General features: G+C 37.9%; 27 protein-coding genes. 22 read left to right on the top strand and 5 right to left on the bottom strand.

All coding sequences use genetic code 11. The features are described from left to right. Positions 1–7: 7 nt before the first annotated feature. The 15 genes from IV514_RS09465 to IV514_RS09395 all read left to right on the top strand — a co-directional run bounded on the left by IV514_RS09465 (position 8) and on the right by IV514_RS09395 (position 14,958). A complete protein-coding gene (locus tag IV514_RS09465; protein WP_206484847.1) occupies positions 8–697 on the top strand; it encodes a flagellar hook assembly protein FlgD in 690 nt (229 codons plus the stop codon). Positions 698–748: 51 nt separating this feature from the next. Beyond that, on the top strand, positions 749–2,122 hold the full coding sequence (gene flgE, locus IV514_RS09460; RefSeq protein WP_206484845.1) for a flagellar hook protein FlgE: 1,374 nt from the start codon (positions 749–751) through the stop codon (positions 2,120–2,122). Between the two features lie 427 nt (positions 2,123–2,549). Then, entirely contained in the window at positions 2,550–3,290 is a 741-nt protein-coding gene (flgF, locus tag IV514_RS09455) for a flagellar basal-body rod protein FlgF (protein ID WP_206484843.1), read from the top strand. A gap of 20 nt (positions 3,291–3,310) precedes the next feature. Then, positions 3,311–4,099: a flagellar basal-body rod protein FlgG gene (gene flgG / locus IV514_RS09450; RefSeq protein ID WP_206484842.1), complete on the top strand. Its 789-nt coding sequence runs from the start codon at positions 3,311–3,313 to the stop codon at positions 4,097–4,099. A 17-nt stretch (positions 4,100–4,116) separates the two neighbouring features. Further along, entirely contained in the window at positions 4,117–4,800 is a 684-nt protein-coding gene (gene flgH, locus IV514_RS09445; protein ID WP_206484840.1) for a flagellar basal body L-ring protein FlgH, read from the top strand. 25 nt (positions 4,801–4,825) lie between these two features. Beyond that, positions 4,826–5,941, top strand: a complete 1,116-nt coding sequence (locus IV514_RS09440) for a flagellar basal body P-ring protein FlgI (protein WP_206484838.1) — start codon at positions 4,826–4,828, stop codon at positions 5,939–5,941. Between the two features lie 8 nt (positions 5,942–5,949). Continuing rightward, positions 5,950–6,918 carry a flagellar assembly peptidoglycan hydrolase FlgJ gene (flgJ, locus tag IV514_RS09435; protein ID WP_241242265.1) on the top strand — a complete coding sequence of 323 codons (969 nt, stop codon included), beginning with the start codon at positions 5,950–5,952 and terminating at the stop codon, positions 6,916–6,918. A 72-nt stretch (positions 6,919–6,990) separates the two neighbouring features. Then, on the top strand, positions 6,991–9,003 hold the full coding sequence (gene flgK / locus IV514_RS09430; RefSeq protein WP_206484834.1) for a flagellar hook-associated protein FlgK: 2,013 nt from the start codon (positions 6,991–6,993) through the stop codon (positions 9,001–9,003). Positions 9,004–9,015: 12 nt separating this feature from the next. Further along, entirely contained in the window at positions 9,016–10,227 is a 1,212-nt protein-coding gene (gene flgL, locus IV514_RS09425) for a flagellar hook-associated protein FlgL (RefSeq protein ID WP_206484832.1), read from the top strand. A gap of 116 nt (positions 10,228–10,343) precedes the next feature. After that, positions 10,344–11,159: a flagellin gene (locus IV514_RS09420; protein WP_206484830.1), complete on the top strand. Its 816-nt coding sequence runs from the start codon at positions 10,344–10,346 to the stop codon at positions 11,157–11,159. Positions 11,160–11,411: 252 nt separating this feature from the next. Beyond that, complete coding sequence (locus IV514_RS09415; protein ID WP_206484826.1) at positions 11,412–12,224, top strand: flagellin; 813 nt, start codon at positions 11,412–11,414, stop codon at positions 12,222–12,224. A gap of 87 nt (positions 12,225–12,311) precedes the next feature. Then, positions 12,312–12,767: a flagellar protein FlaG gene (locus tag IV514_RS09410; protein ID WP_206484824.1), complete on the top strand. Its 456-nt coding sequence runs from the start codon at positions 12,312–12,314 to the stop codon at positions 12,765–12,767. A gap of 24 nt (positions 12,768–12,791) precedes the next feature. Continuing rightward, on the top strand, positions 12,792–14,150 hold the full coding sequence (fliD, locus tag IV514_RS09405; protein ID WP_206484823.1) for a flagellar filament capping protein FliD: 1,359 nt from the start codon (positions 12,792–12,794) through the stop codon (positions 14,148–14,150). Positions 14,151–14,186: 36 nt separating this feature from the next. Further along, the gene (gene fliS / locus IV514_RS09400; RefSeq protein ID WP_206484816.1) at positions 14,187–14,630 is read left to right on the top strand and encodes a flagellar export chaperone FliS; all 444 of its coding nucleotides are present in this window, start codon (positions 14,187–14,189) and stop codon (positions 14,628–14,630) included. Then, complete coding sequence (locus IV514_RS09395; RefSeq protein ID WP_206484814.1) at positions 14,614–14,958, top strand: hypothetical protein; 345 nt, start codon at positions 14,614–14,616, stop codon at positions 14,956–14,958. Before fliS ends, IV514_RS09395 begins: the two co-directional genes overlap by 17 nt. A 44-nt stretch (positions 14,959–15,002) precedes the next feature. On the opposite strand, the gene IV514_RS09390 is transcribed toward IV514_RS09395, so the two are convergent. From IV514_RS09390 to pseB, 5 genes are read right to left on the bottom strand one after another with little or no spacing between them, the layout of a single operon-like run. Further along, a complete protein-coding gene (locus tag IV514_RS09390) occupies positions 15,003–17,498 on the bottom strand; it encodes a 6-hydroxymethylpterin diphosphokinase MptE-like protein (RefSeq protein ID WP_206484813.1) in 2,496 nt (831 codons plus the stop codon). A 45-nt stretch (positions 17,499–17,543) separates the two neighbouring features. After that, positions 17,544–17,813, bottom strand: coding sequence for a hypothetical protein (locus IV514_RS09385; RefSeq protein WP_206484811.1), 270 nt, complete (start codon positions 17,811–17,813; stop codon positions 17,544–17,546). Further along, positions 17,801–19,063: a 6-hydroxymethylpterin diphosphokinase MptE-like protein gene (locus tag IV514_RS09380; RefSeq protein WP_206484809.1), complete on the bottom strand. Its 1,263-nt coding sequence runs from the start codon at positions 19,061–19,063 to the stop codon at positions 17,801–17,803. Before IV514_RS09380 ends, IV514_RS09385 begins: the two co-directional genes overlap by 13 nt. After that, positions 19,060–20,262 carry a UDP-4-amino-4,6-dideoxy-N-acetyl-beta-L-altrosamine transaminase gene (gene pseC / locus IV514_RS09375; RefSeq protein WP_206484807.1) on the bottom strand — a complete coding sequence of 401 codons (1,203 nt, stop codon included), beginning with the start codon at positions 20,260–20,262 and terminating at the stop codon, positions 19,060–19,062. Before pseC ends, IV514_RS09380 begins: the two co-directional genes overlap by 4 nt. After that, on the bottom strand, positions 20,262–21,260 hold the full coding sequence (gene pseB, locus IV514_RS09370; protein ID WP_206484801.1) for a UDP-N-acetylglucosamine 4,6-dehydratase (inverting): 999 nt from the start codon (positions 21,258–21,260) through the stop codon (positions 20,262–20,264). The genes pseC and pseB overlap by 1 nt, the downstream gene beginning before the upstream one ends. Before the next feature lie 285 nt (positions 21,261–21,545). Between pseB and pseF the strand changes: the two genes are divergently transcribed. Genes pseF through IV514_RS09335 form a run of 7 tightly spaced genes read left to right on the top strand, consistent with a single transcriptional unit; the run spans position 21,546 to position 26,591 of the window. After that, a complete protein-coding gene (gene pseF, locus IV514_RS09365; RefSeq protein ID WP_206484795.1) occupies positions 21,546–22,256 on the top strand; it encodes a pseudaminic acid cytidylyltransferase in 711 nt (236 codons plus the stop codon). 33 nt (positions 22,257–22,289) lie between these two features. Beyond that, positions 22,290–22,964 (top strand): formyltransferase family protein, encoded by a 675-nt coding sequence (locus IV514_RS09360; protein WP_206484793.1) that lies wholly within the window; start codon positions 22,290–22,292, stop codon positions 22,962–22,964. Beyond that, complete coding sequence (gene pseI / locus IV514_RS09355; protein ID WP_206484791.1) at positions 22,964–24,034, top strand: pseudaminic acid synthase; 1,071 nt, start codon at positions 22,964–22,966, stop codon at positions 24,032–24,034. The genes IV514_RS09360 and pseI overlap by 1 nt, the downstream gene beginning before the upstream one ends. After that, entirely contained in the window at positions 24,031–24,708 is a 678-nt protein-coding gene (locus tag IV514_RS09350) for a PIG-L deacetylase family protein (protein WP_206484786.1), read from the top strand. Before pseI ends, IV514_RS09350 begins: the two co-directional genes overlap by 4 nt. Positions 24,709–24,711: 3 nt before the next feature. After that, on the top strand, positions 24,712–25,737 hold the full coding sequence (gene pseG / locus IV514_RS09345; protein WP_206484784.1) for a UDP-2,4-diacetamido-2,4,6-trideoxy-beta-L-altropyranose hydrolase: 1,026 nt from the start codon (positions 24,712–24,714) through the stop codon (positions 25,735–25,737). 1 nt (position 25,738) lies between these two features. Next, on the top strand, positions 25,739–26,302 hold the full coding sequence (locus IV514_RS09340; protein WP_206484778.1) for a GNAT family N-acetyltransferase: 564 nt from the start codon (positions 25,739–25,741) through the stop codon (positions 26,300–26,302). Positions 26,303–26,342: 40 nt separating this feature from the next. Next, complete coding sequence (locus IV514_RS09335) at positions 26,343–26,591, top strand: acyl carrier protein (RefSeq protein ID WP_206484776.1); 249 nt, start codon at positions 26,343–26,345, stop codon at positions 26,589–26,591. Positions 26,592–26,611 lie beyond the last annotated feature (20 nt).

The raw sequence follows: 26,611 nt of genomic DNA, 5'->3' as shown, positions 1-26,611 counted from the left end.
AGTGATTATGGAATCGGTAACTGGCGGAAGCCCATTAGAAAACATGCGTTGGCAGAAAGAAGATTACAAAAAAGCGGATGAAAATGACCGTGGTATGTTAACGCAAGAAGATTTTTTTGCGCTGCTAACAAAGGAATTATCACACCAAGACCCAACAAAACCTGTTGAGAATAATGAGATGATTTCTCAGATGACAGCTTTCTCTACTACAGATGGTGTCTCTGAACTTAATGAACAATTTAGTAGTTTTGCTGCGTCTATGTCGTCAAGCCAAGCGTTACAAGCATCTTCGTTAGTGGGGCGTAGTGTTCTCGTTGATGATAATGTTTTTGGTATGGCTAGCGGAGAAGAAGTCAAAGGTAAATTGATCACAGATGAAGCAGCATCAAACGTCAATATTTATGTAGAAAATACCGCAGGTGAGATTATTCAAACCGTGCCCGTTGGTAATGTGAAAGCCGGAGAATTTACCTTTACTTGGGATGGTCAAATGTCTGACGGTGAACCGGCACCAGAGGGGGCATATCGATTTAGAATTGCTGGCTTAGTTGGAGGACAAGCCTCTGAACTCCAGGCAATGACCTACCGGAAGGTGGATAGTGTCACGCTGGCAGGTGCTGGTGGCAATATTTTATTAAACCTAAATGGTGGCAGTTCAATGGCATTATCTGATGTGGTTGAAGTCTCAGAAGGGTGAGTTTGTTTTTAGGTTTAAAGTTATTACAGAATTTTTATATGAGGTGAAGTTATGTCATTTAATATCGCATTAAGCGGATTAAACGCCGCACAAAAAGACTTAGATGTTACATCTAATAATATTGCCAACGTGAATACTACTGGGTTTAAAGAGTCACGTGCAGAATTTGTTGATGTATATGCTGCATCATTACTCGCATCAGGCAAAACCAAAGTGGGTGATGGGGTATTAACGGCTGATGTTGCACAGCAATTTCAACAAGGCAGTATCCAATTTACTAATAATGCGCTTGATTTGGCGATTACAGGTAATGGTTTTTATGCGGTTGTTCCTGAAATTGACAGTTTAGAAACATCCTATACCCGAGCAGGTCAATTTAAGCTTAATGATAGCAACTTTGTGGTTAACTCGGCCGGAGAGCATTTATTAGGCTTCCCGGTCAATGCTGACGGTACTTCAGCGTCTGTCAGTTTATCAACAGCTGAACCTATTCGTATTCCAACTGCTTCCGGTGCACCACAAAAAACATCAGAAGTGGATATTCGTATGAACTTACCTGCCGGTGATTCGTATATTTCCAATGCACCGGGTAATTTTGATCCTGATGATCCGTTAACGTTTAACCACTCTACCTCTGTCACTATTTTTGATTCATTAGGTGATAGTCATGTGATGACCTATTACTTTGTCAAAGATAACCCAAGTACAAATCCAAATGAGTGGCTAGTTTTTGCTGGTGTCGATGGCAAACCGATTGATTTGGTCGATCCGGCTGGCGGTACTACGAACCCTGTTGGTGGTACTGTTTCTGGACCCTTATCTCCGACGGGGGTTATTGGAGGTCGGTTAATTTTTGATACATCTGGTGATTTTGTTTCGCAAGAGCCTACATTAGCCGAAGGAGGTCTAGTAACCCGTGACTTTACTAACCATTTACCTAATGGTGCCGATCCTGCACAAACGATACAAATCGATTTCAACTTAGATCCATTAGCACCTAATCCAAATGAACCTACTCAGTTTGCTTCAAACTTTGAAGTGACGTCACTGGAACAAGATGGATTAGCCGTTGGTCGATTAACAGGTATTGATATTGGTACTGATGGTTTGATTCGTGCAACCTATAGTAACGGTACGTCAGAGCCGCTTTCACGTATTGCTTTAGTTAACTTTGCGAATGAGCAAGGCTTAACGCAAATAGGTAATACTTCATGGAAGGAAAGCATTAGTTCAGGTGAGGCATTAGCGGGTGAAGCAGGTTCAGGAACCTATGGTACTATTAACTCTTCGGCGTTAGAGCAGTCGAACGTAAACCTAACTACTGAGCTGATTGATTTAATTTCTGCACAGCGAAATTTCCAGGCAAACTCTCGAGCATTAGAAGTTGATAATCAATTGAATCAAACAATATTACAAATTCGTTAATTGAGTTTCTTACTCCTCTCAAAGCCCTTCTAAGAAGGGCTTTTTTATGTACAGGATGTACGGTATATCGAAATTGCAGGAGCACAATTTCGTGTATGTACAGGATGTACGGTATGTCGAAATTGCAGGAGCATAATTTCGTGTATGTACAGGATGTACGGTATATCGAAATTGCAGGAGCATAATTTCGTGTATGTACAGGATGTACGGTATGTCGAAATTGCAGGAGCATAATTTCGTGTATGTACAGGATGTATGGTCAGTTTTTATGTTCCAGACAAAAATTAAGTACCTACATCCTTGTAGGTAATGTCGCGATCACATGGATGTGAGGAGCAACGATGTACAATCAACTTTCTCCTTATTTTACCTCTGGCACTGTAATTGCATTTATATTCGATAACATTCGATTAATTTTGGATTGATAATGGATAAGATGCTCTACATCGCCATGAGTGGCGCTAAACAGAACATGAAAGCGTTGTCGGTTAATGCGCATAATTTAGCGAACGCGAAAACCACGGGCTTTAAAGCTGATCTCGCACAAGCTCGTGCTATGCAAGCATTTGGTGAAGGGTTACCAACACGTGTTTTTGCTATGACTGAAAAGTCTAGCCAAAACTTTGACAGTGGGGCGTTATTGACCACTGGCCGTGATTTAGATATTGCCATTCAAGGTGAAGGTATGATGGCGGTACAAGCACGTGATGGCAGTGAAGGCTATACACGAGATGGTCATTTATCGCTCACTGAGGAAGGTTACTTGCAAACGACTAGTGGTGATTTAGTCATGGGTGATAACGGTCCAATAACGTTGCCATTACCAGTAAATAATATCCAGATCTCAGCTGATGGTACCATTATGGTTCAGCCAGCTGGCGCGCCAAGTACTGTTCAAGATGAAATCGCGCGGATCAAATTTGTTAACCCAGATACTCGAACATTGGAGCGAGGTAATGACGGTTTGTTTCGGGGAAAAATTGAACAACCTGAAGTGGATGTGAATGTCAGAATACGAAGCGGCATGCTTGAATCAAGCAATGTCAATCCTGTGGGGGAAATGACTGAAATGATCACACTACAACGTCAATTTGAAATGCAATTGAAACTTATGAAAACCGCTGAAGAAATTGATTCAGCCAGTGCATCGCTATTGCGTGCATTCTAAATGAATTATTGAGGTGATATATGAACCCAGCATTATGGATCAGTAAAACAGGCTTAGATGCGCAAACTAAAGATATTGCGGTTATTTCAAATAACTTAGCAAATGCGAGTACGGTGGGCTTTAAAAAGAGCCGAGCGGTGTTTGAAGACCTGTTATACCAGACGATCAATCAACCAGGAGGCCGTTCTGCCCAAGATACAGAAATGCCATCAGGCTTAACCTTAGGGGCAGGCACTAAAGTGGTTGCTACGCAAAAAATTCATTCGCAAGGCGATATGATAACAACGGATAATTCTCTTGATCTGATGATCCAAGGGGAAGGCTTTTTTCAAGTACAGATGCCGGATGGATCGCTATCTTATACCCGTAACGGTCAATTTACCATGGATGAAGAGGGGAATATGGTAACGCCAGGTGCAGGGTATTTAATGCAGCCTCAAATTACCATTCCACAAGATGCACTGAGCATCACTGTCTCACAAGATGGTGAAGTCTCTGTGACCTTACAAGGGCAACCTGAGCCTGCCGTTGTCGGTCAAATTAATACGGTAAACTTTGTCAATCCGACCGGTTTAGAGCCCGTTGGCCAGAACTTATTTGTTGAAACCGCAGTTAGTGGTGCGCCGCAAGAGGGTGTTCCCGGACTTGAAGGCTTTGGCATGCTAGTACAAGGGGCATTAGAAACGTCTAATGTTAATACGACTGAAGAATTAGTGAATCTAATCGAAAGTCAGCGTGTTTATGAAATGAACTCAAAAGTTATTTCAGCCGTTGATCAGATGCTTAGTTACATTAATCAACAGTTATAGTGGTTGAGGTACGTCATATGAAAACGCTGATCATTTTGTTATGTGCATGGATGACGTTAACAGGTTGTGCAAGTATTGAGCAGGCCAAAACATTGCCTGATGATCCTGAATTTGCACCAATTTTACCAGCTATGGAAGAAGAGCCGATAGTACCAACAGGTTCATTATTTAAGCCTAATTACGTTAATAATATCTACTCTGATTCGAAAGCACATCGGGTGGGAGATATCATTTCAGTGATTTTAAGTGAAAGTACCCAAGCCCAGAAAAATGCCAAAACGGAATTGAAAAAAGCAAATAGTGCCTTACTCGATCCTATTACTGGTTTAGCTGGCGCCCCAGTGACGTTTAAAAATGACGCTTTGCAATTTGGCTTGAATCAAGAATCTGATTTTAAAGGGGATTCAAAAACTAATCAGGGTAACAGCCTTAGCGGTAATATTTCTGTACATGTTTTGCGAGTATTACCTAATGGCAATTTGATGATCCGAGGTGAAAAATGGATGACGCTTAACAATGGGGATGAATACATTCGCTTAACTGGCATCATTCGTTCACAGGATATTAGTTCTAGTAATACCATTGTTTCATCAAAAGTTGCGAACGCACGTATTCAATATTCAGGCACAGGTGCTTTTGCTGAAGTACAAGAGCAAGGCTGGTTATCGAAATTCTTTAGTAGTACTTGGTGGCCATTATAACCTTGGCATGTTGTAGGAGATGACGATGAAATCATCAATTGTGAAAATTATCATATTAGCTTTGGTACTAATCAACCTACCAAGTTACGCCCAGCGAATTAAAGATTTGACTGATGTAGCTGGTGTGAGAGCAAACCAGTTAGTTGGATATGGCTTAGTGGTAGGTTTGCCTGGCACAGGTGAGCAAAGTCCGTTTACCGAGCAAAGTTTTAAGACCATGCTTAGCAATTTTGGTATCACCATGCCGACTAATTTGAAGCCGAAAATTAAAAATGTTGCCGCCGTTGCCGTGCATGCCGAATTACCCGCATTTGCTAAACCGGGGCAAACCATCGATATAACCGTTTCATCAATGGGAAGTGCGCAAAGTTTACGGGGTGGCACATTATTACAAACAATCTTAATGGGCATTGACGGTAATGCATATGCCGTTGCACAGGGCAGTGTGGTAGTGAGTGGTTTAGGAGCCGAGGGGCTTGATGGCTCTAAAATAATCGTTAATACGCCAACTGTCGGCCGTATTGCAAATGGTGCAATTGTTGAGCGAGAAGTAGATTCGCCTTTTAGCTCAGGCGATCATATTACCTTTAATTTGCGCAATGCTGATTTTAGCACTGCTAAAGCGTTAGAAAAAGCAATCAACAGTGAATTTGCTAACCCTAACGATCCAGCAACTTTTATTGCTCATGCGATTGATAATACGTCAGTACAAGTGACAGCACCTAGAGATCCCAGCCAGCGGGTGAGCTTTCTAGCGGTATTAGAGAACTTAGAGTTTGAACCTGATTCTCCAGCAGCCAAAGTGATTGTAAATTCTCGCACCGGCACCATAGTGATTGGCTCAGATGTGCGTTTATTACCAGCGGCTATTACTCATGGTGGTATTACGGTCACCATTAATGAAACACAAGAAGTTACGCAGCCTGATGCTTTTGCTGATGGAGAAACTGCGGTAACCACGCAATCTATTGTGAATGTTAATCAAGGTGATAACCGAATGTTTGTTTTCAACCCTGGTATCACGTTAGACACGTTAGTGCGGGCTATCAATAATGTCGGAGCTGGTCCTGGTGATGTGATGGCGATTCTAGAAGCATTAGAACAAGCTGGCGCTTTAAGAGGGGAACTGATCATCATTTAATGATCGGTATGAAGACGATGAACCGGATGAATGAAGCACAAAATTACCTTGATCTAAATGGCCTCAATAGTATTCGCCAACAGTCCAATGCCAGCGATAAAGGTGAGAAAAAAGCCGCATTAGAAACAGCAGCGAAGCAATTTGAAGCGATTTTTATGCAAATGCTGTTAAAAAGTATGCGTAGTGCGCAAGATGTGTTGGAGTCAGATAGTCCATTCAATTCGCAATCCACTAAATTTTATCGTGATATGCATGATCAGCAATTGGCGCTAGAACTATCGAATAACGGCTCGCTAGGTTTATCGGAACTGATTGTTCGTCAATTGGGTGGAGATAGTGAAAATTTTACCCCGAGTAGCCTTTTTAATCCTGATACTCATCTTAATACTGCTGTTAAAAGCTCTAACCAAAGTGCTGACTTAACCTTACCTGTGCGTCGTCAATTTCCTGACTATGTGAGTCAAAAAGATGAAGTTAAAGTTAATACTTCTTCACTTTCTGATACAGAGTTTAAACAGCCAAAAGACTTTGTTACGGCATTAACTGAACCGGCAAAGCTGGTGGAAAGCAAGTTAAATGTACCTTTTCAAGTAGTGATTGCACAAGCTGCATTAGAAACAGGCTGGGGGCAAAAAATCATTAAAACAGCCAATGGACAGAGTTCAAATAACTTGTTCAATATTAAGGCTGATAGTCGTTGGTCTGGTGATAAAACCCATAAAGAAACGTTAGAGTTTCAGCAAGGCGCTATGGTGAAGAAGAAAGAACCGTTTAGGGTCTATCAAAACTTAAGTGACAGCGTGAAGGATTACATTGAATTTCTTTCTTCAAGTGAGCGTTATCAAGGCGCATTATCAAAATCTCGTAATGTGGAACATTTCCTGCATGGTTTACAAAGTGCTGGATATGCGACAGATCCAAATTATGCCAAGAAGATCATGGCAACTCTGCAAAAAGTATCCAGTTTAGTGAAATAAATGGGCTAAACGGCCATGAAATAACACAACTCAGTGTTTTTCAATGTGACTTAATTTGTAGGAGTGTCAGTTATGTCGGTTAATTTATATCAAACTGGGGTGAGTGGTTTATTAGCCGCCCAGCAGCAGTTAGCGACGACTGGTCACAATATCGCTAATGTCAATACCGAAGGATATAACCGCCAGCGAGCTGAACAGAATGCAGCCATAGGTATTTACAGCGGTGGTGGTAATTTTATTGGCTCAGGGACTTATATTCAAGATATTACCCGTATCTATGATCAATTTTCTTATAAAGAGCAGCTGCTTAATCAAGGCAACTTAGGTTTTGCTGACAGTTTACATATCGATTTAAACCAATTGAATGAAGTGATGAGTTTTTCGGGGACATCGATAAATAATTCCATTGATAAATTTTATCAGACCATGAACAGTATTGCCGATAACCCAAGTGACTTAGGGCTACGCAGTATTGCATTATCTCAAGCAGAAATCTTAAGTAGTGATTTTCGTTCCTTAAACGAAAATATTGATCAAATGGAAAAATCTGCCAACGGTGAAATTCAGTTAATGGCTGATAAAATTACTAAGATTTCTTATGAGTTGGCCAAAATTAATGATCAGATACTACAAAATAATGATTTAACCATTCATGGACAACCGAATGACTTACTTGATCGTCGCGATCAATTAGTCTCTGAACTAGGTGAATACACCACAGTGAATACCATTGAAGATGCTAATGGGGTTATGACAGTCATGATTGGTAGTGGTTCAACGCTAGTAGCAGGTATTACCCCGCTATCCCTAACCATTGAAGCAGGCGATCCAGACCCGTTAAAAACTAAGCTTCAATTAAACAGCCCAAATGGCAAGGTGGCACTGAACTCGGCAACCATGGGAGGTGCGTTAGGTGCTAAGTTTGAGTTTAGAGATGAGCATTTACCCAAATTACGTAGCGAAATGAATCGTTTAGCTATGGCTATTTCACATACCTTAAATGAAGGCCAAGCGGATGGGTTAGATCTGAATAAACAACAAGGGTTGAATTTATTTACTGACATTAATACTCCCGCTTTAATGAAGGGAAGGATCGCTGAGTTTTCTAGTAATACAGGTACGCTTGAAGCAAGCATTAATGTTACCGACGTTGCTTTATTACCGACGGATGAGTTTCAAGTTGAGTGGGATGGTACGAATTATCTGATGACCAACTTAACCGATCAAACTAGCCAAACTTTAGTGCTCACACCACCTAATAGCTATGACACTGGGCTAGGTTTTTCTTTAGTGATAGATTCAGGCGCACCTGCTATTAGTGATAAGTTTATTGTTCGCCCGACTGAAAATAGTGCTGCTTTAATGCAGGTTACATTGAAACAAGGTGATGGTATTGCCGCCAGTACCTCGATAGAGTCAACCGCATCACAAAACAATGTCAGCTCAGGTGAATTAAATATCATTACTATGGATGACCCTGTTGCAGCGCGAAACTTTGTTAACGTGACCAATAGCGGTTTGATTATTGATGTTTATCAAAATGGTGCGAATTATGATTACCGAATTTATGATGCGGGAGTGACACCGCCTAATCCGCCTTCCACTGCTGGTGCGATCACCTCAGGTAGTTTTCCTCTTGGTAGCACGGCAGTTGTTGACTTACCTCCAGCGCCAGCAACCATGGCTTTTCAAATTGAATTAAGTGGTGATCCCGTTGGTCAAGGGCCTCTGGCGCCAGAAGTATTTGAAATTAATGATGCCTTTGGTATTGGTAACGGAGGTAATGCCGTCATGATGGCATTAACTCAAGAACAAGGTGTGTTGAATAACGGCAAAGAAACTTTTGGTCAAAATATTGGCAAGTCAACTGCACGTGTAGGCTCAAACGCAAAATCGGCCGAGTTAGTTGCAGATACCGCTCAAGCTTTATTTACGCAAGCATATAATCGCAACCAAGCAACTTCAGGCGTTAACTTAGATGAAGAAGCCGCTAATATGATGAAATTTCAGCAAGCTTACCAAGCATCTTCTCGTATAATTTCTGTTGCTAATACCATTTTTGACACTTTATTGGCAGCAGTGTAGTAGGAGTATGTGATGAGAGTTTCTACCGCACAGTTTTATTTTCAAAATAGCCAGCGATTGAGTGATAAACAATCGGGTGTCAATGATCAGATGAAATATATTTCAAGTGGTAAGCGAGTACTTACTGCTAAAGATGACGCTGTTTCCTATGGTACGCTGACGGGCTACAAAAATGAATTAACTAATTTAGAAAAGTATCAACGTAATATTGTTCAGGCTAAAAATCGGAATAATTTACAAGATACCTCTTTTGCTAATGCCGAAAGCTTAATGCAGGAGTTAAAGCAGTTATTTATTCAAGCAAACAATGGTTCATTAAGTGACGAAGATTTGAAATCTTTAGCGCAATTGGCAGGTAATAGCCAATCACAAATGCTCGATATTGCGAATACGAAAGATGAAACCGGTGGATACATCTTTGCTGGCTATCAAATAGAAAAACGTCCATTTAACCTTCAGCCTGATAATAGTGTCGTTTATGTTGGTGATAGTGGAAAAAGAGAAGTTCAAGTAGCTAAAAATGTTATGGTTGAAACTAATCAGCCAGGGGATGAAGCATTTGAAAAAGTTGAAAATGCTATTGGTGATTTTACGCCTAATTATGTCAACAATAACTCTGGAGTTACGGTACAACGTGCCGTAATTGCCGATCCAAGTAGTTATGACCCGATAACAAGTCCGGGTGATTATAAGTTTGTTTTTACCTCACCTACTGATTTAACCGTAGTCGATAACAATGGTGCTGGTGCTACTGTGTTTTCCACCACTAGTTACGTGCCAGGGCAGACAATTGCCTTTAATGGTATCGAAGTTCAACTAAGTGGCAATCCTTTGCCGGGGGATGAATTTGACATTACTCCAACGGAAGAAATTAGCCTTTTTGACACTATCAAAGCAGCTATTGATTGGATGAATGTTGGCGACAATCCAGCTGATCCTGTTCAGCATGGTGTTGATTACGGCGAAATTTTAACGCAACTCAATGAAGGACTTAACCATATAACCAGCAGACGTACCGATGCAGGTATAAGGCTTAAACTGATTGAAACACAAGAGAATAATCACGCAGATGCAGAACTTATTATGTCTGCTAACCGCTCTAATATTGAAGATCTCGACTTTGCTAAAGCCATTGCTACTTTTGAGCAATCCCAAGTAGCGCTTCAGGCAGCACAGCAAACATTTGTACAAATCAAGGGACTGTCTTTATTTAATTATATTTAAAAATAACTTTTGGCATAGGGTGTGCATTAGTTTAACTGACAAAATTTTGATAGTGGTTCTTAATTAGTGTTGTTATCAGCAAACGAACCACACCTAAAACTTAGGAGATGATAGCAATGGCTTTAGTCGTAAATAGTAATATCGCATCATTGAATGCGCAAAGAAACTTGAGTAAATCAACAAACGAATTACAAACTAACTACCAGCGTTTATCTTCAGGTAAACGTATTAACAGTGCAAAAGATGATGCAGCTGGTTTGCAAATATCGAGTCGTCTAACAGCACAAATCAATGGTTTGAACCAAGCGGCCCGTAATGCCAATGATGGTATTTCACTAGCACAAACTGCTGAAGGGGCATTAGATGAGTTTACCAATGCTCTACAGCGCATGCGTACACTTGCGGTACAAGCATCAAACGGTTCAAATACAACAGCAGATAGAGCTGCATTGGATGCAGAGTTTACTGAATTAGAAACAGAACTTACACGTATTTCAGCGGATACCGAGTTCGGTGGTAAGAAGCTACTTGATGGTAACTATACCGAAAGCTTCCAGATAGGGGCTAATGCTGGACAAACAATTAATATCACTATTAGTAAAGATTTAACTGCCGGTGGATTAAGTGTTAATGGTACATTAACAACATTCTCTGGTGCACAAACCATGATCACTAATATTGATTCGGCGTTAGGAGTTGTTAACGGAACACGAGCTGATTTAGGTGCGAAACAAAACCGTTTTGCTTCTATCATCCGTAGTAATGAGAATACCGCTGAGAATGTTTCAGCATCACGCTCTCGTATTGCCGATACTGATTTTGCAGCTGAATCTGCTGCATTAGCGAGAACAACGGTACTGCAACAAGCATCGAGCTCGATGTTGGCACAAGCTAATCAGCAACCTCAAATAGCATTGTCCTTGTTACAATAAGTCTTATTTTAAAGAGATTAAGCAAAAAACCTTCTTTTTAGAAGGTTTTTGTGTTTTTATTTTAATATTTAAACTTGTTATTATTCAGATGGTTAGCGTGGTAGTGGGTAAAAATCCAAATTTATTTGTTAAAATGTTTAAAGTTTTTTTTTCGGTGTCCGATAAAGGTTTCAAGAGGCGTTAATAAAGAATTGTTATTTAGCCTCGAAAACTAAATAACTAACAGGGCGAATTGGCCCGGAGGCTTTTATCATGGCATTAATCGTAAACAGTAACATCGCATCGTTAAATTCACAACGTCAATTGAATCGTTCAACAGAAGCTTTAGGTACTAGTTATCAAAGATTATCTTCAGGTAAACGTATCAATAGTGCAAAAGATGACGCAGCAGGTTTACAAATCTCTAGTCGTTTAACGGCACAAATTAACGGCTTAAACCAAGCATCTCGTAACGCCAATGACGCAATCTCTCTTGCACAAACAGCTGAAGGTGCATTAGATGAATACACAAACAGCTTACAACGTATGCGTACTCTAGCTGTACAAGCGTCGAATGGTTCAAACACCACTGCTGACAGAACTGCACTAGATGCTGAATATTCAGAGTTGGAATTAGAATTAACGCGTATTCAAACTGATACAGAATTTGGTGGTAAAAAATTGCTTGATGGTACTTACACAGAAGATTTCCAAATCGGTGCTAATGCGGGTCAAACAATCAATATTACTATCAGTAAAGACCTATCTGCTGGTGGTGTAAGTGTAGCTGGTGATTTAACTACTTTCTCTAACGCACAAACTGCGATTACTGCTGTTGATGCGGCACTAGCAACAATTAATGGTGTACGTGCCGACTTAGGTGCGAAGCAAAACCGTTTCGCTTCAATTATTCGTAGTAATGATAATACCGCGGAAAATGTATCGGCATCACGTTCACGTATTCAAGATACTGACTTTGCTGCTGAAACTGCTATGCTAGCAAGAACTTCCGTGTTACAACAAGCATCAAGTTCGATGTTAGCTCAAGCTAACCAACAACCGCAAATAGCGTTGTCATTATTATAATACTAAACTAAGGTTATAATAAGTTAAGGTAGATAATGGCACTCACTAAGGGTGCCATTTTGCATTTTTATTAAGTAGGAGTTCATTATGGTTAAGCCTATTGCAATAGATAGTCAATCACCTAACCATCTCTCTGAATTTGCACAACCCAAAACTCAAGTTGTAGTAGATGAAGAAAAGCGTGTATCGACTAATACCGCACCTATTTTTCCTTCTACTAATGAAGAGACAAAAGCTAAGCGTGAAAATGAAAATAGTTTAAATAAGGTTATTGATAAAAAAGCGGAAGAAAAAGTTGAAGAGCAAGAGTTAGAGGAAGCTTTTAATACTGTTTCTGAGTTTATGAGTTTATATAAGCGTAATGTAAACTTTTCATTAGATGAACACTCAGATAAGACAATTATTAAAGTGTTTGATTCTGACAGTAAGGAATTAATAAAGCAGTTTCCTTCTGAGGACTTGCTTGAAATGGCTAGAAAAATTCATGCAGTACGTCAAGATATTGACCAGAAAACTGGTATATTTCTTGACGAGAAAGTATAGTTAAATATTAAGTAGGAGGTTGTGATGAATATTACATCCGCAGGTATTGGTTCTGGATTAGATTTAGAAGGAATAATTGAAGCATATATTAATGCTGAAGCTATTCCGACAGAAATTCGTTTACAGGAAAAAGAAGATCGTCTTAGAACTGAAATTTCAGGTGTGGGTGCATTCAAATCAGCCCTTTCTACGTTTGAATCGGTATTAAAAAAGCTATCAGAAACCACTGATTTTAATAAACAAACTATAGATACCAGTACAGAAGATATCTCTGTTACCACGAATGGTTTTGCCAGTAATGGTTCATTTTCTATTGAAGTTGAACAACTAGCGCAAGGTTCTCGGGTTGAATCTGCGAAAACATTCACGGCTGCTTCTGATACCGTGGGGTCTGGCACTTTAACATTTGGTGTCGGAGCTGACAGCTTTGATATCACTGTTGATGCAGCAGATACTTTATCTGTTATTCGCGATAAAATTAATGAACATGCTGATAACTTTGGTGTGGTTGCCAATGTAATCTCAACAGACAGTGGAACGTTTTTAAGCTATAGCTCTGAAATTACTGGTGATACGAATGATCTATCTGTTACTTCAACCGGAACCTTAGACTCTATTTCCAATGCTGGTGCTACACAAGTTCAAGCGGCATCAAGTGCAATTATTTGGGTTGATGGCAATAAAATTACTAAAGATAGCAATGAATTTAAAAATGTCATCGAAGATGTCACCATTACTGCTAACAAAGTTAATATGGGAAGTCCTTCAACATTAACGATTGCTCAGGATGAAGAGAATGGTAAGAACTTAATCACGGAATTTGTTGATGGTTATAATGCGTTAGTCAATACTATGACAAGTTTGTCAAACCCTGAGAGTGGTGCACTAGCATTTGATCCAAATATTCGCCAGATGAAGCAGCAACTCAATAGTATTATTTCAGATACAGTCTCTGGCTTATCGGGGTCAATTGATTCATTGGATGACATTGGTATTACCGTTACGAAATCTGGCTTATTGGAAGTTTCTTCTTTTGGAATTGGTACGTTACCGAGCGGAGTTGAGAAACGAGATAGTGCCTTGGAAACTAAGTTGAATGAAATTGGCGAGCTTTTTGCATCTTCTGACGGTGTATCCATCCAGATGCGTGATCTTATTGCAAGTTACAATGATTCTGATGGTTCTTTGACGAAACGACAAACATTATTAAATCAAAACCTATCTGGTATAGATGATGAATATCAAGCATTAGAAGACAAATTGAGAAATTATGAAGATACGTTACGAAGAAAATTCACGTTTCTTGATTCTACCGTCGCACAATATAATGCAACCAGTGATTGGCTGACTTCGGCATTGGTATTACCGAAAAAGAAAGATTAATGATGTTTGAGATCTAATTCATTAGGAGATAGTCTCATGAGAAAGAATTTAAAAGCTTATAAAAGTGTCGATATTGAGAGTAACTTAGCTACAGCCGATCCTCATCAAGTTATATCTATGATGTACAATGGTTTGTTAGAAAGTATTGCGCAAGCAAAAGGTGCGATAGAACGTAAAGAGCTTGCTAACAAGTCTACCTTGCTCAGCAAAGCAATTAATATTTTACAAGCATTACAAAACTCTTTAGATTTTGATAGCCAGCCTGAAATCTCATCTAACTTTGATGGTTTGTATGGTTATTGTATTGATCGTATTAATGATGCAAGTGTGTCGTTAGATGTGAGTGCATTAAATGAAGTGGTTGAATTACTAGCACCGTTGAGGGATGCGTGGGTCCAAATTCCAGAAAATGAAAAACAACAAGGGTTAGATTTACTAAAGCAAAAAGAGCAGGCTCAGACTAATGCCGTCGGCGCCTGATTGTTTTATAGATGATTATTTTCAGCAGATATCGTCGTTATCTGCTGAGGCAATCCTTACTGCGAGTAGCGAGGACTATGAAAGTTCAGAACAGATACTTATCAAACGACTTTCCTTACTTAAAGAGTTGGCTAGTGTAGTCGCTAAACATAGTGATGATGACGCACTGTATCAACAATATCAGACATTTTTATCTCATTTACAAAAAGACGACGAAAAACAACTTGCTGTATTGCTAAAAGAACGTATCAGCGTCGCCGCTGAAAATGCTAATCAACAGAAAATATCTAAAGCATTAAATATGTACAGCCAAGTGAAAAGAGGTTAACTATTTCTTTGACCTAATACCTTTCCTGTTTTTTATTACATCTTTTATAGAGAAGAAATTTTATCTATATATTCTTGTGCTATTTTATTGTCAGGTTCAATAGCTAATACTTGCTTAAAGACCATGTCAGCAGACTCTTGCGCATTTAGGAGCATAAATAGTTGACCTAGCTTTACCCAGTTATAGACGTCATTTCTATAATGGGATAAATACTGAGTATATGCTTCTATTGCAGCTTCTGTTTTACCAATGATTTTTAAAAAGTTGCCATAAAGAGGCAGATAAATTTCATTAAAGTTAATTAAAGCGGACAAAGCAGACTCCGCCAATTCTGGTAGCTTAAGTTTTAGAGCCAAATTAGCAATATGCTTAAATTCATCTTCATTTAAAAATGTATCACTGACTTCCTCAAACGAATGTAAAGCATCTTCGTATTTTTTTTCTAAGCTGAGTAAATATCCTTGAGCTAAATAAAATAATGGGGCAGCCTTATCATGTTTGTTAGCTAAAACGAATAAGTTTTCAGTTAGAATTTCTAGATTTTCCTTATCTTTCTGGTTAAAAAGTAATTTTATTTTTTTGTAGACTCCTTTAGTTGGGTTGTCTTTGGGTCTACTTTTTTCTAAATATTTCTTAAACGAGGTTTCGCCGGTGATAATTTCCTGAAACTTATTTTTTGATTTAAGTAATAGATCTTTTGAAGTTTTATCCCAGTCAACGGGTTTTATCTGATTTGATGACTCTAAAATACGGTATCTACCTGGTTGATTATCAAGATCCCACTGTTTGAATATTTCTACTAAATTTGGGCGTGATGCTAGCTCTGAAATGCGGCTGGTTATCCTGTTCTGTGCTTCGCGTAAGTGCTTTATAGCCAATTCACTTCCTTTAAAGTAAGCTTGGTAGTATAAATCACCAGTTTTTTTAGTTGTTTGATCGTCCCAATCATCCATATCTGATGTAGGAATACAATTGATAAATAGTTGAAGGTTGAACTTTTTTACAAAAGTTGCGGCTACTTTAAACTTACTATTTAATTGTTTCTCTATACGATCAATTTTAGTTTTATGAAAGTATTTCTCTTCATCATTCGTATTTCTAGCAAAAAGTAAATTATTGTGTTTTAGTGCTTTATTACTTAACTTATTGATTTGATGACAATCTAAAATTAAAGATTGGACTTCTGTTAATAATTGAGTGTTATGTTTCTTTCTAAATTTTTTTTCTGGTATTGACACTAACTTATCTAAAATACCTTGAACGTCACCTTTTGTCTCTGTAAATGTTAAATTACATGTAGGATGGTATTGGATATTTTCACACCTTGCTGAATTCTCTGATAGGTTTATTAAATTTATACCGTATTTTAAGTACTCTTTTGCTTGGATGTTTAACATTTCTGCTGCTAATGCCATTTGAGCTGTTGTTTGAGCAACTTCTCCAGTGTAAGTTGTTACATTCTTTCCAATAAAAGAAAGGTTTGTCCCTATTGTTTCTTGCTCAATACTACCAGAAGCATGGCTTTGTCCTTCCCTTGAATAGCATAAATCAACACCCGCTAGTAAAATATTCTTAATCCCCATTAAGTAAGCTAGGCTTATTGCAGTATTTGTAACTGTAGGCCCTTCACCATTAAAGTTTTCGATATTTAACTTACTTTTCCAAGGTAATAACTCCCCAATGTATACAGATTTCCCATGCCATTGTGAAATCAGTCCAGGGTAGACATTCATTGTATGAGCAAATAGTACTGATGGAGGCAATAAAAGGAGCTCTCTACTAACTTCAAAGGAGTTATGTTTAGGATCAACTGATACGACAATATCAGGAATGAGGTTAGCTTTAATCAATTGTTTAGAAATACGAGAAGCGGCAATGATAACTAAGTTATCTTGATTTTTGGTGATCCAACTTATATTTTTATCTAGAGATGGCCCTCCAGCTAAAACTATTGCAACTTTATCGAGGAGTGAGTTTTTTAAAACTGTTGCAGGAATTATGTTTTCAGAAACATTAATTAGTTGGTTTTTAATAAACTCAAAACCTCCAATTATAGATAATAGTTGAAACGAATACTCTTGAAATTTAGATTCAATATCTTGATATAAATGAAAATAATGACTCTCAAAAAGATCCGTTGCACATAGGGATTTTATCAGGCGTGTTTTTTGTTTAAAAATATATGCATCAATATTCATCGAACGGGCTGTTTCAAGCCAGTTGGCATAGTCGGTTATTTGAACTTTGTTATTACTTTTAGGAATATGAGAAGATATAGTGCTGAAAACTTTATCTAATTCAATAAATAAAAACTTAACCTCTGCTGGTAAATTATTTTCTAATAAATAATTTACCAGCAGACCTGAGTCACTACCAACGAAGATGTAAAAGGTGGACTCTTCCTTTAGTAGCTTTGGAAAATACTTATTAAATACTTCAGAAGCCTTACTTTTTGTAAAAGTGTTTCTATTTACGCTGTAAAGGTACCTATCTTCATAAGCATTTTTTAAAAAAGGTTCTATCGAAGATGGTTTTGTCATAATTATTCTCAATAATTAGGTGATATATGGAGGTTAATAATAAAATTATAAATTATGTAATAACGGTAGTAATTCGTACTGCAATATATCTGCCAAAAATAACATATCATTGCGTGTTTGAGCCTGAAACATAACTTCAGTTAAAGTTAAGATTGAATTTTTAACTTCTCCAGTTTGCGCTGATAGAAGAAGCTCTAACCTATCCAAAAAAATTATCAATTCTTTATTTGCTTGACCTTCATAGCCTAATCGAAAGTAGTTGGCTACCTGAATTCCAGCTGCAGATATTTCTGTTATTTGCGTTATTTTATCCATAAAGGTACACCTTCAATTTTAGCACTTTGCTCGCTGCCATTAAGGAATGATATTTCAGGGTGTTCAGCTATATATTTTTCTAAATCTCTTGCGTAACCCTTAAAGTTTGCTTGGGTAGGTTGTTTCTCTCCTAAGTAATTAAAAATCCAGTGATTAACAATACTGACATCAATAAATGATTTAGGTGGTGAATATGTCCCTGCATGAGATTTATTATTTGGATATGAAAAGTCAGCGCCAAGTAAAATTATTGATTTAGCGCCTAATTTCACAGCAAAATCTATGGCAGGGTGAATTACGCTACCTGCACAAAATAAAGGTGTTAATTTTTTCAATTTCTTGATTTTAGAAAACATTGGCGTTTGACTATAAGAGCAAATCCTGGGGCCTTTCCAATACTCTAAAAGACGTCGATCTACAGATGGAAAATACAGTAAGGGGATATGACAAATTTTTTTATATGGAATATCATCAAAGAAATGAAAAACATGTTTATCAATCGAGATCACTATATTTGGTGTGATACCAGCATTTAATATCGTTTTTAAAGCGGCGTCTACACAAATAATGTACCTAGGGTTCTTACGAAGCCAGTCAAGATGATATTCTAGAGTTGGACCAGCAGCGGCAATAAAGATCTCATCTATACTTTCTATATTATATTTAGTGATGTCGGGGTCTTTTTCTATATAGTCTATGTTAGCTAAGATTTTTTCCTGAATTTCATCTTTGGTAAACTGGAGTTTTATATTTTCATTATTTAATTCTAATTCAATTCGATCTCTTAATTGAGCATTTTCATCACTAGCTAGTACCAACTCAGAAGGGTTAGCTAAAAAAGGGGAGTGCAACTCATTAAATAGGGGCGCGCAATGAAGGTGAGTTTTTTTATTATTAAGCCAACGTGTGTTATCAATAGAATTCAATACATGCAAAAATATGACAGGGTTTAAAGTGATGACATGCAAATTTTTGAGGTGTTTTCGTTCTAACAATAAATTGCATGTATCACCTAAACCAGGACCATAGATGAAAGCTTTGGTACTATCTTGAGGAATTCTTTGAGCTTGTAGCTGGGCTTCTTTTTCTCTTTCATAATTGCTTGTTAATTGAATATCATTGATAATTAACGTGTTATTATCAGTTTCGACAGAGTAGTTCGATAAGTCTGCGGTTGTTAATTGTTGATAGATACTTGGCCAACGTCGCAGAATAATTGCCAAATTGGCTTCTAGAATAGAAGAAGTCATTTTTTTGTCACTTTATTTGTCTTGTGTACTGTTTTGTTATTACCCGGCTCACTTAGTTCTAATAAAGTTTTTACTATAAAGTTTTGTTGATGCTCTGATAGTGCGGGGTGTAATGGTAGAGTCATCGATTCTTGATAATAGCGCTCTGCATTAGGGAAATCTCCTTGCTTAAAGCCTAAGTTTTGATAGTAAGGCTGAAGGTGAATAGGAATATAGTGTACATGCACTTGTATTCCAGCTTCTCGCATTTGTGTAAAAATACGTAATTTATCGTTTTTGCACCAATATGAATTTTGTACAATGTAAAGATGATACGCAGATAAGCAATCATTATATGGGGTTAATGGGTGAAACATACTACCTCTTAAAAGAGAGTGGTAGCGGTTTGCAAGCTTATTTCTTTGTGAAACAAATTCATCCAATTTTTCTAGTTGTGAAGCGCCAAGGGCGGCTTGAATGTCTGTCATTCGGTAATTATAGCCAAGTAGAATCTGTTGGTAATACCAAGGACCTTCACTTTTGGTTGTCAGCAAATTTGGATCTTGAGTTACTCCGTGGCTTCTTATCAGTGAAAGTTTTGTTGCTAATGACTTTGAATTAGTCAGTGCTGCTCCACCTTCACCTGAAGTAATTATTTTTACAGGATGGAAGCTAAAAATTGTAATATCTGAATATTGACAACTACCAATGAGTTTGCCTTTATATGTACCTCCAATAGCATGGCTTGCATCTTCTACAATACTGAACCCATAAGCTTTACTCAATTTATATATTGCTTCCATGTCACAACAATGTCCTGCTAGATGGACAACAATAAGTACTTTTGGCAATTTGTTGATTTTTTTAGCTGCAATCAGTTTTTCTGTTAAAGCAGTAGCACATATGTTGCCAGTTAAATGATCGACATCGACAAAATCTATTTTTGCACCACAATATAGGGCGCAATTGGCAGAAGCTACGAAAGAGATTGGAGATGTCCATACGCTATCATTTTTTTGAATGTCTAGAGCCAGACAAGCACAATGTAAGGCGGATGTAGCATTGGAAAAAACTCTTGCATATTGACTTTGGCAAGTCTTAGTAAGATCTTGTTCAAATTTTTCTATAGCTTGACCTTGAGTTAAGTGTGAAGACTTAAGCACATCAATAACAGCCTGAATATCATTCTCAGAAATATTCTGCTTGCCATATTGAATCATCAGTTAATCAACTTATTTAATTCTAATAGTTGTTCTATTGTTAAAAATATTGGATTGTTTTGTGAGTTATATTCGAAACCTTCGGCAACTTTTTTACCTTTTTCTCCCAGCACGTTGACGCTAAAGTCGTTAGTGCGACTAGTAAAATTAATCGTTGGAGTAATGACAAAGTGATCTTCAAATTCTAAGGTGTGGTAAAAATCATCTGCGGGACACATGATTTCATGTAATTTTTCTCCGGGACGGATTCCGATAATTTTAATGGGTAAATTTGGTGCCATAGCTTGTGCTAAATCTTTGATTCGCATTGATGGAATTTTAGGAACAAATATTTCGCCTCCAACCATGCGATAAAAGTTTTTTAAAACGAAATCTACGCCTTGTTGTAAGGTTATCCAAAATCGTGTCATTTTCTCATGTGTAATAGGTAATTCAGAGGCGTTACTGTCTATAAGTTGTTGAAAAAAAGGAACAACAGAGCCTCTGGAACCTACAACATTTCCGTATCGTACCACTGAAAAATGGGTGTTATGGCCACCTGTCATATTGTTTGCTGCAACGAATAATTTGTCTGAAGCGAGTTTTGTTGCACCATAAAGATTTATAGGATTAGCCGCTTTGTCAGTTGATAATGCGATAACTTTTTCAACATTATTGTTAATTGCTGCAGATATTACATTTTCTGCACCAGTGATATTGGTTTTAATACATTCGGTTGGATTATATTCGGCAGCGGGTACTTGTTTGAGGGCTGCGGCATGAATGACGTAATCTACACCATTCATCGCTTGGTTTAGTCTTTCTTTATCTCTAACATCACCAATGAAATAACGCATCGCACTATCATTAAACGTTTGTTGCATCTCATATTGTTTTAATTCATCTCTGGAGTAGACAATTATTCTGCGAGGTTGATATCGTTCTAATAGTGTCTTAACGTATAATTTACCAAAAGAACCGGTACCACCTGTAATCAGAATATTTTTATTATTAAACATTAGTACAACCCTTGGATGGTGTGATTGGATAACATAATTGCCTTATCAATATTTTAATATAATGAATTTACTCATGATGAAGAGTAATAGCAAAAAGTGAGCCATTCAATTAAGCTCATAGTAAACATCTTTTTAAAGCATGTTAAGTATTATTTAAGTATTGGTAGTTGTTTTTACTCGTATTATTCTAATGATAGTAGTAAAAATAAAATTAATTTAGGCAGAGATTTTGCTTGTTCTATCAGAGATAATAAAAAAGTTTTGTTAGAGTAAATTAGGGAACAAATGAAGAATATTGCAATTATTCCTGCTCGCGGGGGCAGTAAAAGAATTCCTCGAAAGAATATTCGGGAATTTTGTGGAAAACCCATTATTGCGTACAGCATTGAAGCGGCACTACGGTCTCAGTTGTTTGAGCATGTTATTGTTTCAACGGATGATGAGGAAATTGCAGCTATTTCTAGAAAATATGGTGCAGAAGTGCCATTTGTTAGACCTGCTAATTTATCTGATGATTATACGGGGACCAACGAAGTTGTTGTGCACGCGATACAATATCTACAAAAACAGGGCGTAGATTTCAATTATGTCTGCTGCTTATATGCGACAGCACCTTTTGTTCAACAACAACACCTTCAAGAGGCATTGGAGCAATTGATGAATTGTAAAGGGAAGTATTATGCGTTTAGTGTGGGGAAATTTGACTATCCTGTGCAGCGCTCATTTACAATTAACGTTGAAAACAAAAATATATCTCTATTAAACCCAGAGTCTATTGGTGCTCGTTCTCAAGATTTGCCTGATGTTTATCATGATGCAGGGCAGTTTTATTGGGCGTTGGCACAAGATTTTGTGGAAATAAAAGGCGGAACATTTTCTGAGTTTTCCATTCCTTATATTTTGCCAAACTATTTAGTTCAAGATATTGATACAGAGGATGATTGGCGTAGAGCTGAGTATATGTATCAGGCGTATCTTGCCGAACTAGGTCAATAAAGTGGATATTGCTGGTAAGGAAATGCACACCTAATGAGTAACTATTTAGTTGTTTCACAACATACCCGTCATGCAGAGTTTGTTCAACAGTTGCAAGCAACCCTACAAGGAAATTGGCACCTAATCACTAGGCCAAGTGATTTTACATATGACAAATTATTGGCGCTAAAGCCTAAGTATATATTTTTACCACATTGGTCTCATATTATTCCTAAGCAGATCGTTGAAAGTTTTAATTGTGTAGTTTTTCATATGACTGACCTGCCGTTTGGTAGAGGCGGTAGTCCTTTACAGAACTTGATAGTTCGAAAAGTAAAAGAAACTAAATTGACTGCTTTTAAATGTACCAAGGAACTCGATGCGGGGCCTATTTATGCACAATTACTAATGTCATTATCAGGAAGTGCTAGAGAAATTTTCCAACGTGCCGATGAATTAGTTGCTCAGCTGATTTTTCAAATTATTCAAAATGATATGGAACCGACTCCTCAGGTGGGGGAAGTGGTAACTTTTAAACGTCGGACGCCAGCACAAAGTAATCTTGTTAGTTTAGAGCAACTTGATGATATTTACGATTATATTCGAATGCTTGATGCTGATGGTTATCCTCATGCATACATTGAAACTGAATATTTTAATTTCACTTTTACTCAGGCAAGTTTTCATGGTGATGAAGTACGCGCTATTGTTAGTATTAAGGAAAAATAATGAATAAAGCTTTGCCTTTTGAAGTAGAAATTGCTGGTCGTAGAATAGGTCGGCAGCATAAACCTTTTGTCATTGCGGAACTATCTGGTAATCATAGTCAGTCGCTTGAACTTGCTTTTGAAATGGTAGAGGCTGCGGCAAAGGCTGGTGTTGATGCTATTAAGCTGCAAACCTATACTGCAGATACTATGACTTTGGATTGTGATAGCGAAGATTTTCAAATATTAGAAAATGATAATTTATGGCAGGGGAATTCTCTTCATAACTTATACCAAAAGGCTTACACCCCTTGGGAGTGGCACAGAACTTTATTTAATAAAGCAAAAGAGTTAGGGCTGATCGCCTTTAGTTCGCCATTTGATATTAGTGCGGTTGATTTTCTCGAAAGTTTAGATGTGCCTTGCTATAAAATTGCTTCGTTTGAAAATAATGATATCCCACTTATTAAGCGGATCGCTCAAACGGGAAAACCTGTGATTATGTCAACAGGGATGGCTTCGTTAACTGAAATTTCGGAAGCTGTTGATACATTACGAGTGCATGGCTGCTCGCAAATAGTGCTATTAAAATGTACCAGTGCATATCCCGCTTCTCCAGCGGAAGCTAATTTAAAAACTATTGAGCATTTACGACAGACATTTAATTGTCAGGTGGGAATTTCGGATCATACTTTAAGCGTCGGGGTTGCGCTTACTGGTGTCGCGTTAGGAGCTACGGTTATTGAAAAGCATTTTGTACTTTCGCGAGCTGCAGGTGGGGTGGATGCTGAATTTTCTTTAGAGCCTTATGAATTCAAGTTCTTGGTTCAAGAAAGTGAAAAGGCAGCTCAAGCCGTTGGAAAGGTGCTTTATGGCGGTGCTAGATCAGAGCAAGCATCAAAAAAATATCGTCGCTCAATTTATATTGCAAAAGACGTTGTTGAAGGTGAAGTGTTAACTGCTGAAAACATCCGAGTTGTGAGACCTGGCTTAGGACTGGCACCGAAACATTATACTGATGTGATTGGTCAGCAAGTGCAGTATGATTTGAAAAAAGGAACGGCATTGTCTTGGGAGCATTTTAAAAAATGACTAAGGTGTTAGTAGTTGTAGCTCATGCTGATGATGAAGCATTAGGTTGTGGAGGCTCATTAGCTAAACATGCCGCAAAAGGTGATGATATTAGTTTAATAGTGCTAACCAATGGGGTGTCTGCACGTATTGAACAGAAAGATGCTTTAGCGATTGACCAGCGGCGAAAAGCGCTAAAAAAAGCTGCTGAACTATTGGGAATACAAGAGGTTGTTCAATGTGATTTTCCTGATAATCAGCTTGATAGCGTTAGTTTATTGGAAATTGCACAAACCATAGAGCGGCACTGCTTAAAGTTACAACCAGAGGTTATTTATACGCATAGTCAACACGACTTAAATATTGATCACAGGTTAACTGCTCAAGCAGTAGTTACCGCATTTCGGCCGTTACCTGATAGCAGTGTTAAGCGAATATTAGCTTTTGAAGTATTATCAAGTACCGAATGGTACATAGAACCGAACGGCTTTCAAGCGAATTGGTTCTCTGATATCTCTGAGTTTTTGCCAAGAAAACTTGAAGCATTGGCTTGTTATCAGGAAGAAATGAGAGCTTTTCCTCACCCAAGATCATTTCAAGGAATCGATATTTTAGCTAAATTTCGTGGAATGAGTGTTGGCCTTGAAGCCGCCGAGGCATTTCAAGTAATTAGAAATATTGATAAAAATAGTTAAGTGATGAATTGTCATCTTCTTTTTCGCTTTGACGCAAACGCTGATATCGGTTTTGGTCATGCAATGCGTTGTCTGGCAGTAATCGAAGCTTTATTGTCTTCCAATGTCGGTATTTCTGTCTTGGCAAAAGCGTTACCTCAATTTTTACAAGCCTCTCTTAAACAAAAGCAAGTTCAGTTAATTCACTTGCCTGCTGAGTCAACGAAGACCGATGAGTTGGCATATTGTGCAAAATTAATCAAACAGTTAGGGGGAAAGCTTATTTTTTTAGATGGATATCAATTTGATCAGGATTATCGTCAGCAATTAGCACAACTACCAGTAAAAATAGCGACCTTTGATGATTTAAATGAGCTCGAAGATCTTCACGCCGATTTCATTATTAATGCTATGCCGGCGGCTGACCAACTTGGCTATCAATTATCAGCTCAGGGAGAGGGACTATTCGGCTTAACTTATAGCGTTTTGCGCAAGGAATTTCTGACAATTGATACTAAATCACTAGCTGATAAAACACATTTGTTAATTAATTTTGGTGGCAGTGATATTGGCAGTTTAACCTTGCTTGTATTACAAAAACTTGTGATATCTGCACCACGAGAATTGTTGGCTTCAGTTGTGGTGGTTACAGGGGCTGGTTGTAAAAATACTAACGAAATTGACGAACTTACGAAGCAATATGGCATGAAACATATTCATCAATGTCAACATATGGCGCAACTGCTTAATAATACTCGTTTAGCATTAACAGCGCCGGGAGCTATTGTTTACGAACTTGCGTATTGCCGTGTGCCTAGTGTGTTTTTAATTGTTGCCGAAAATCAGGTGCTTTCAGCTAAATGCCATCAAAATTATGGTTGGTGTGATGTCTTTGATGGACGAGAAATTAAGCAAGTTAATGTGGCAGTAGATAGGGTGTTAACTTTGTGGCAGTCTTTTGATGAACTGGAAGGAATGTATAATAAAACTGAGTCGTTGGTTGATGGTAAGGGAGCTGAGCGTATAGCTCAGAGCATTATGGGAGTATAGAATGACTAATGTACATTCAGCAAAAATGTTCACAGGTTTTGGAATTGAATTAACGCCATTAACGTTAAATGACATTGAACAGGTTAGACAATGGCGTAATCATCCAGATATTACAAAGTATATGGTTGATCAAAGCTATATTAATACGGAACAGCAGCAACAATGGTTTCATCTACTTAGCAATCGTGATGATCAACAGTACTTAATGATCAGCTATAAACAGCAACATATCGGTGTTATTTATGGTAAAAGTTTAACATCAGAACCACTATTGATTGCAGAGACTATTGAGCTAGGTTTGTACCTTGATCCTGAGTCAAAGTATCGTAATAGTATTTTGGCGTTTTCACCATCTTTGGTTTTTATTCATTACTTATTTCATTGTTGTCAATGTAGAAAATTACTGGCACATGTATTGCCTCATAATCAAAGCGCGATACGATATAATACGCAACTGGGTTACGAGATAACTGGAACTGACGAAAGTGGTATGGTTATCATGGAGTTAAATCAAGCTAATTTTGATCAAGCTAAGATGAAATTAGCGAAAATTTTGCGATTTTAGCGTATGATATTCAGCAAATAATAAGTTTAAGGTAGTTTTAATGACTGCAATAGAAAAGTTAAAAAGCGCTTTTGTTACCGCTTTAGAAATTAGCGAGCAAGAGGTAAATGACTCTCTTTCTTATAGTGAACATCCCGCATGGGACTCTACCGCGCATATGATTTTGATCGCTCAGCTCGAAGCGGATTTTGATGTGATGATCGATATTGATGATATTATTGATATGAGCTCGTTTAATCAGGCTAAGGCCACTTTATTGAAATACGATGAAAACTTGTCATTTGAATAGTAAAAGGTAACGAGGTTTTT

The sequence above is a fragment of the Thalassotalea sp. G2M2-11 genome, from assembly GCF_017168195.1.
In the GTDB taxonomy this organism is placed as follows: Bacteria; Pseudomonadota; Gammaproteobacteria; order Enterobacterales; family Alteromonadaceae; genus Thalassotalea_E.
The sequence above is the reverse complement of the archived record's forward strand: the minus strand, read 5'-3'. Positions and strand labels throughout refer to the sequence as shown.

Coding starts and splice junctions, on each gene's coding strand:
- IV514_RS09335 (WP_206484776.1), top strand. CDS start 26,343: ATGACTGCAATAGAAAAGTTAAAAAGCGCTTTTGTTACCGCTTTAGAA.
- flgH (WP_206484840.1), top strand. CDS start 4,117: ATGAAAACGCTGATCATTTTGTTATGTGCATGGATGACGTTAACAGGT.
- flgE (WP_206484845.1), top strand. CDS start 749: ATGTCATTTAATATCGCATTAAGCGGATTAAACGCCGCACAAAAAGAC.
- IV514_RS09340 (WP_206484778.1), top strand. CDS start 25,739: ATGACTAATGTACATTCAGCAAAAATGTTCACAGGTTTTGGAATTGAA.
- pseC (WP_206484807.1), bottom strand. CDS start 20,262: ATGATTCAATATGGCAAGCAGAATATTTCTGAGAATGATATTCAGGCT.
- IV514_RS09440 (WP_206484838.1), top strand. CDS start 4,826: ATGAAATCATCAATTGTGAAAATTATCATATTAGCTTTGGTACTAATC.
- fliS (WP_206484816.1), top strand. CDS start 14,187: ATGAGAAAGAATTTAAAAGCTTATAAAAGTGTCGATATTGAGAGTAAC.
- flgK (WP_206484834.1), top strand. CDS start 6,991: ATGTCGGTTAATTTATATCAAACTGGGGTGAGTGGTTTATTAGCCGCC.
- IV514_RS09390 (WP_206484813.1), bottom strand. CDS start 17,498: ATGACAAAACCATCTTCGATAGAACCTTTTTTAAAAAATGCTTATGAA.
- IV514_RS09415 (WP_206484826.1), top strand. CDS start 11,412: ATGGCATTAATCGTAAACAGTAACATCGCATCGTTAAATTCACAACGT.
- flgL (WP_206484832.1), top strand. CDS start 9,016: ATGAGAGTTTCTACCGCACAGTTTTATTTTCAAAATAGCCAGCGATTG.
- pseB (WP_206484801.1), bottom strand. CDS start 21,260: ATGTTTAATAATAAAAATATTCTGATTACAGGTGGTACCGGTTCTTTT.
- fliD (WP_206484823.1), top strand. CDS start 12,792: ATGAATATTACATCCGCAGGTATTGGTTCTGGATTAGATTTAGAAGGA.
- IV514_RS09350 (WP_206484786.1), top strand. CDS start 24,031: ATGACTAAGGTGTTAGTAGTTGTAGCTCATGCTGATGATGAAGCATTA.
- flgJ (WP_241242265.1), top strand. CDS start 5,950: ATGAAGACGATGAACCGGATGAATGAAGCACAAAATTACCTTGATCTA.
- flgF (WP_206484843.1), top strand. CDS start 2,550: ATGGATAAGATGCTCTACATCGCCATGAGTGGCGCTAAACAGAACATG.
- IV514_RS09360 (WP_206484793.1), top strand. CDS start 22,290: ATGAGTAACTATTTAGTTGTTTCACAACATACCCGTCATGCAGAGTTT.
- IV514_RS09395 (WP_206484814.1), top strand. CDS start 14,614: ATGCCGTCGGCGCCTGATTGTTTTATAGATGATTATTTTCAGCAGATA.
- pseG (WP_206484784.1), top strand. CDS start 24,712: ATGAATTGTCATCTTCTTTTTCGCTTTGACGCAAACGCTGATATCGGT.
- flgG (WP_206484842.1), top strand. CDS start 3,311: ATGAACCCAGCATTATGGATCAGTAAAACAGGCTTAGATGCGCAAACT.
- IV514_RS09410 (WP_206484824.1), top strand. CDS start 12,312: ATGGTTAAGCCTATTGCAATAGATAGTCAATCACCTAACCATCTCTCT.
- IV514_RS09465 (WP_206484847.1), top strand. CDS start 8: ATGGAATCGGTAACTGGCGGAAGCCCATTAGAAAACATGCGTTGGCAG.
- IV514_RS09385 (WP_206484811.1), bottom strand. CDS start 17,813: ATGGATAAAATAACGCAAATAACAGAAATATCTGCAGCTGGAATTCAG.
- pseI (WP_206484791.1), top strand. CDS start 22,964: ATGAATAAAGCTTTGCCTTTTGAAGTAGAAATTGCTGGTCGTAGAATA.
- IV514_RS09380 (WP_206484809.1), bottom strand. CDS start 19,063: ATGACTTCTTCTATTCTAGAAGCCAATTTGGCAATTATTCTGCGACGT.
- IV514_RS09420 (WP_206484830.1), top strand. CDS start 10,344: ATGGCTTTAGTCGTAAATAGTAATATCGCATCATTGAATGCGCAAAGA.
- pseF (WP_206484795.1), top strand. CDS start 21,546: ATGAAGAATATTGCAATTATTCCTGCTCGCGGGGGCAGTAAAAGAATT.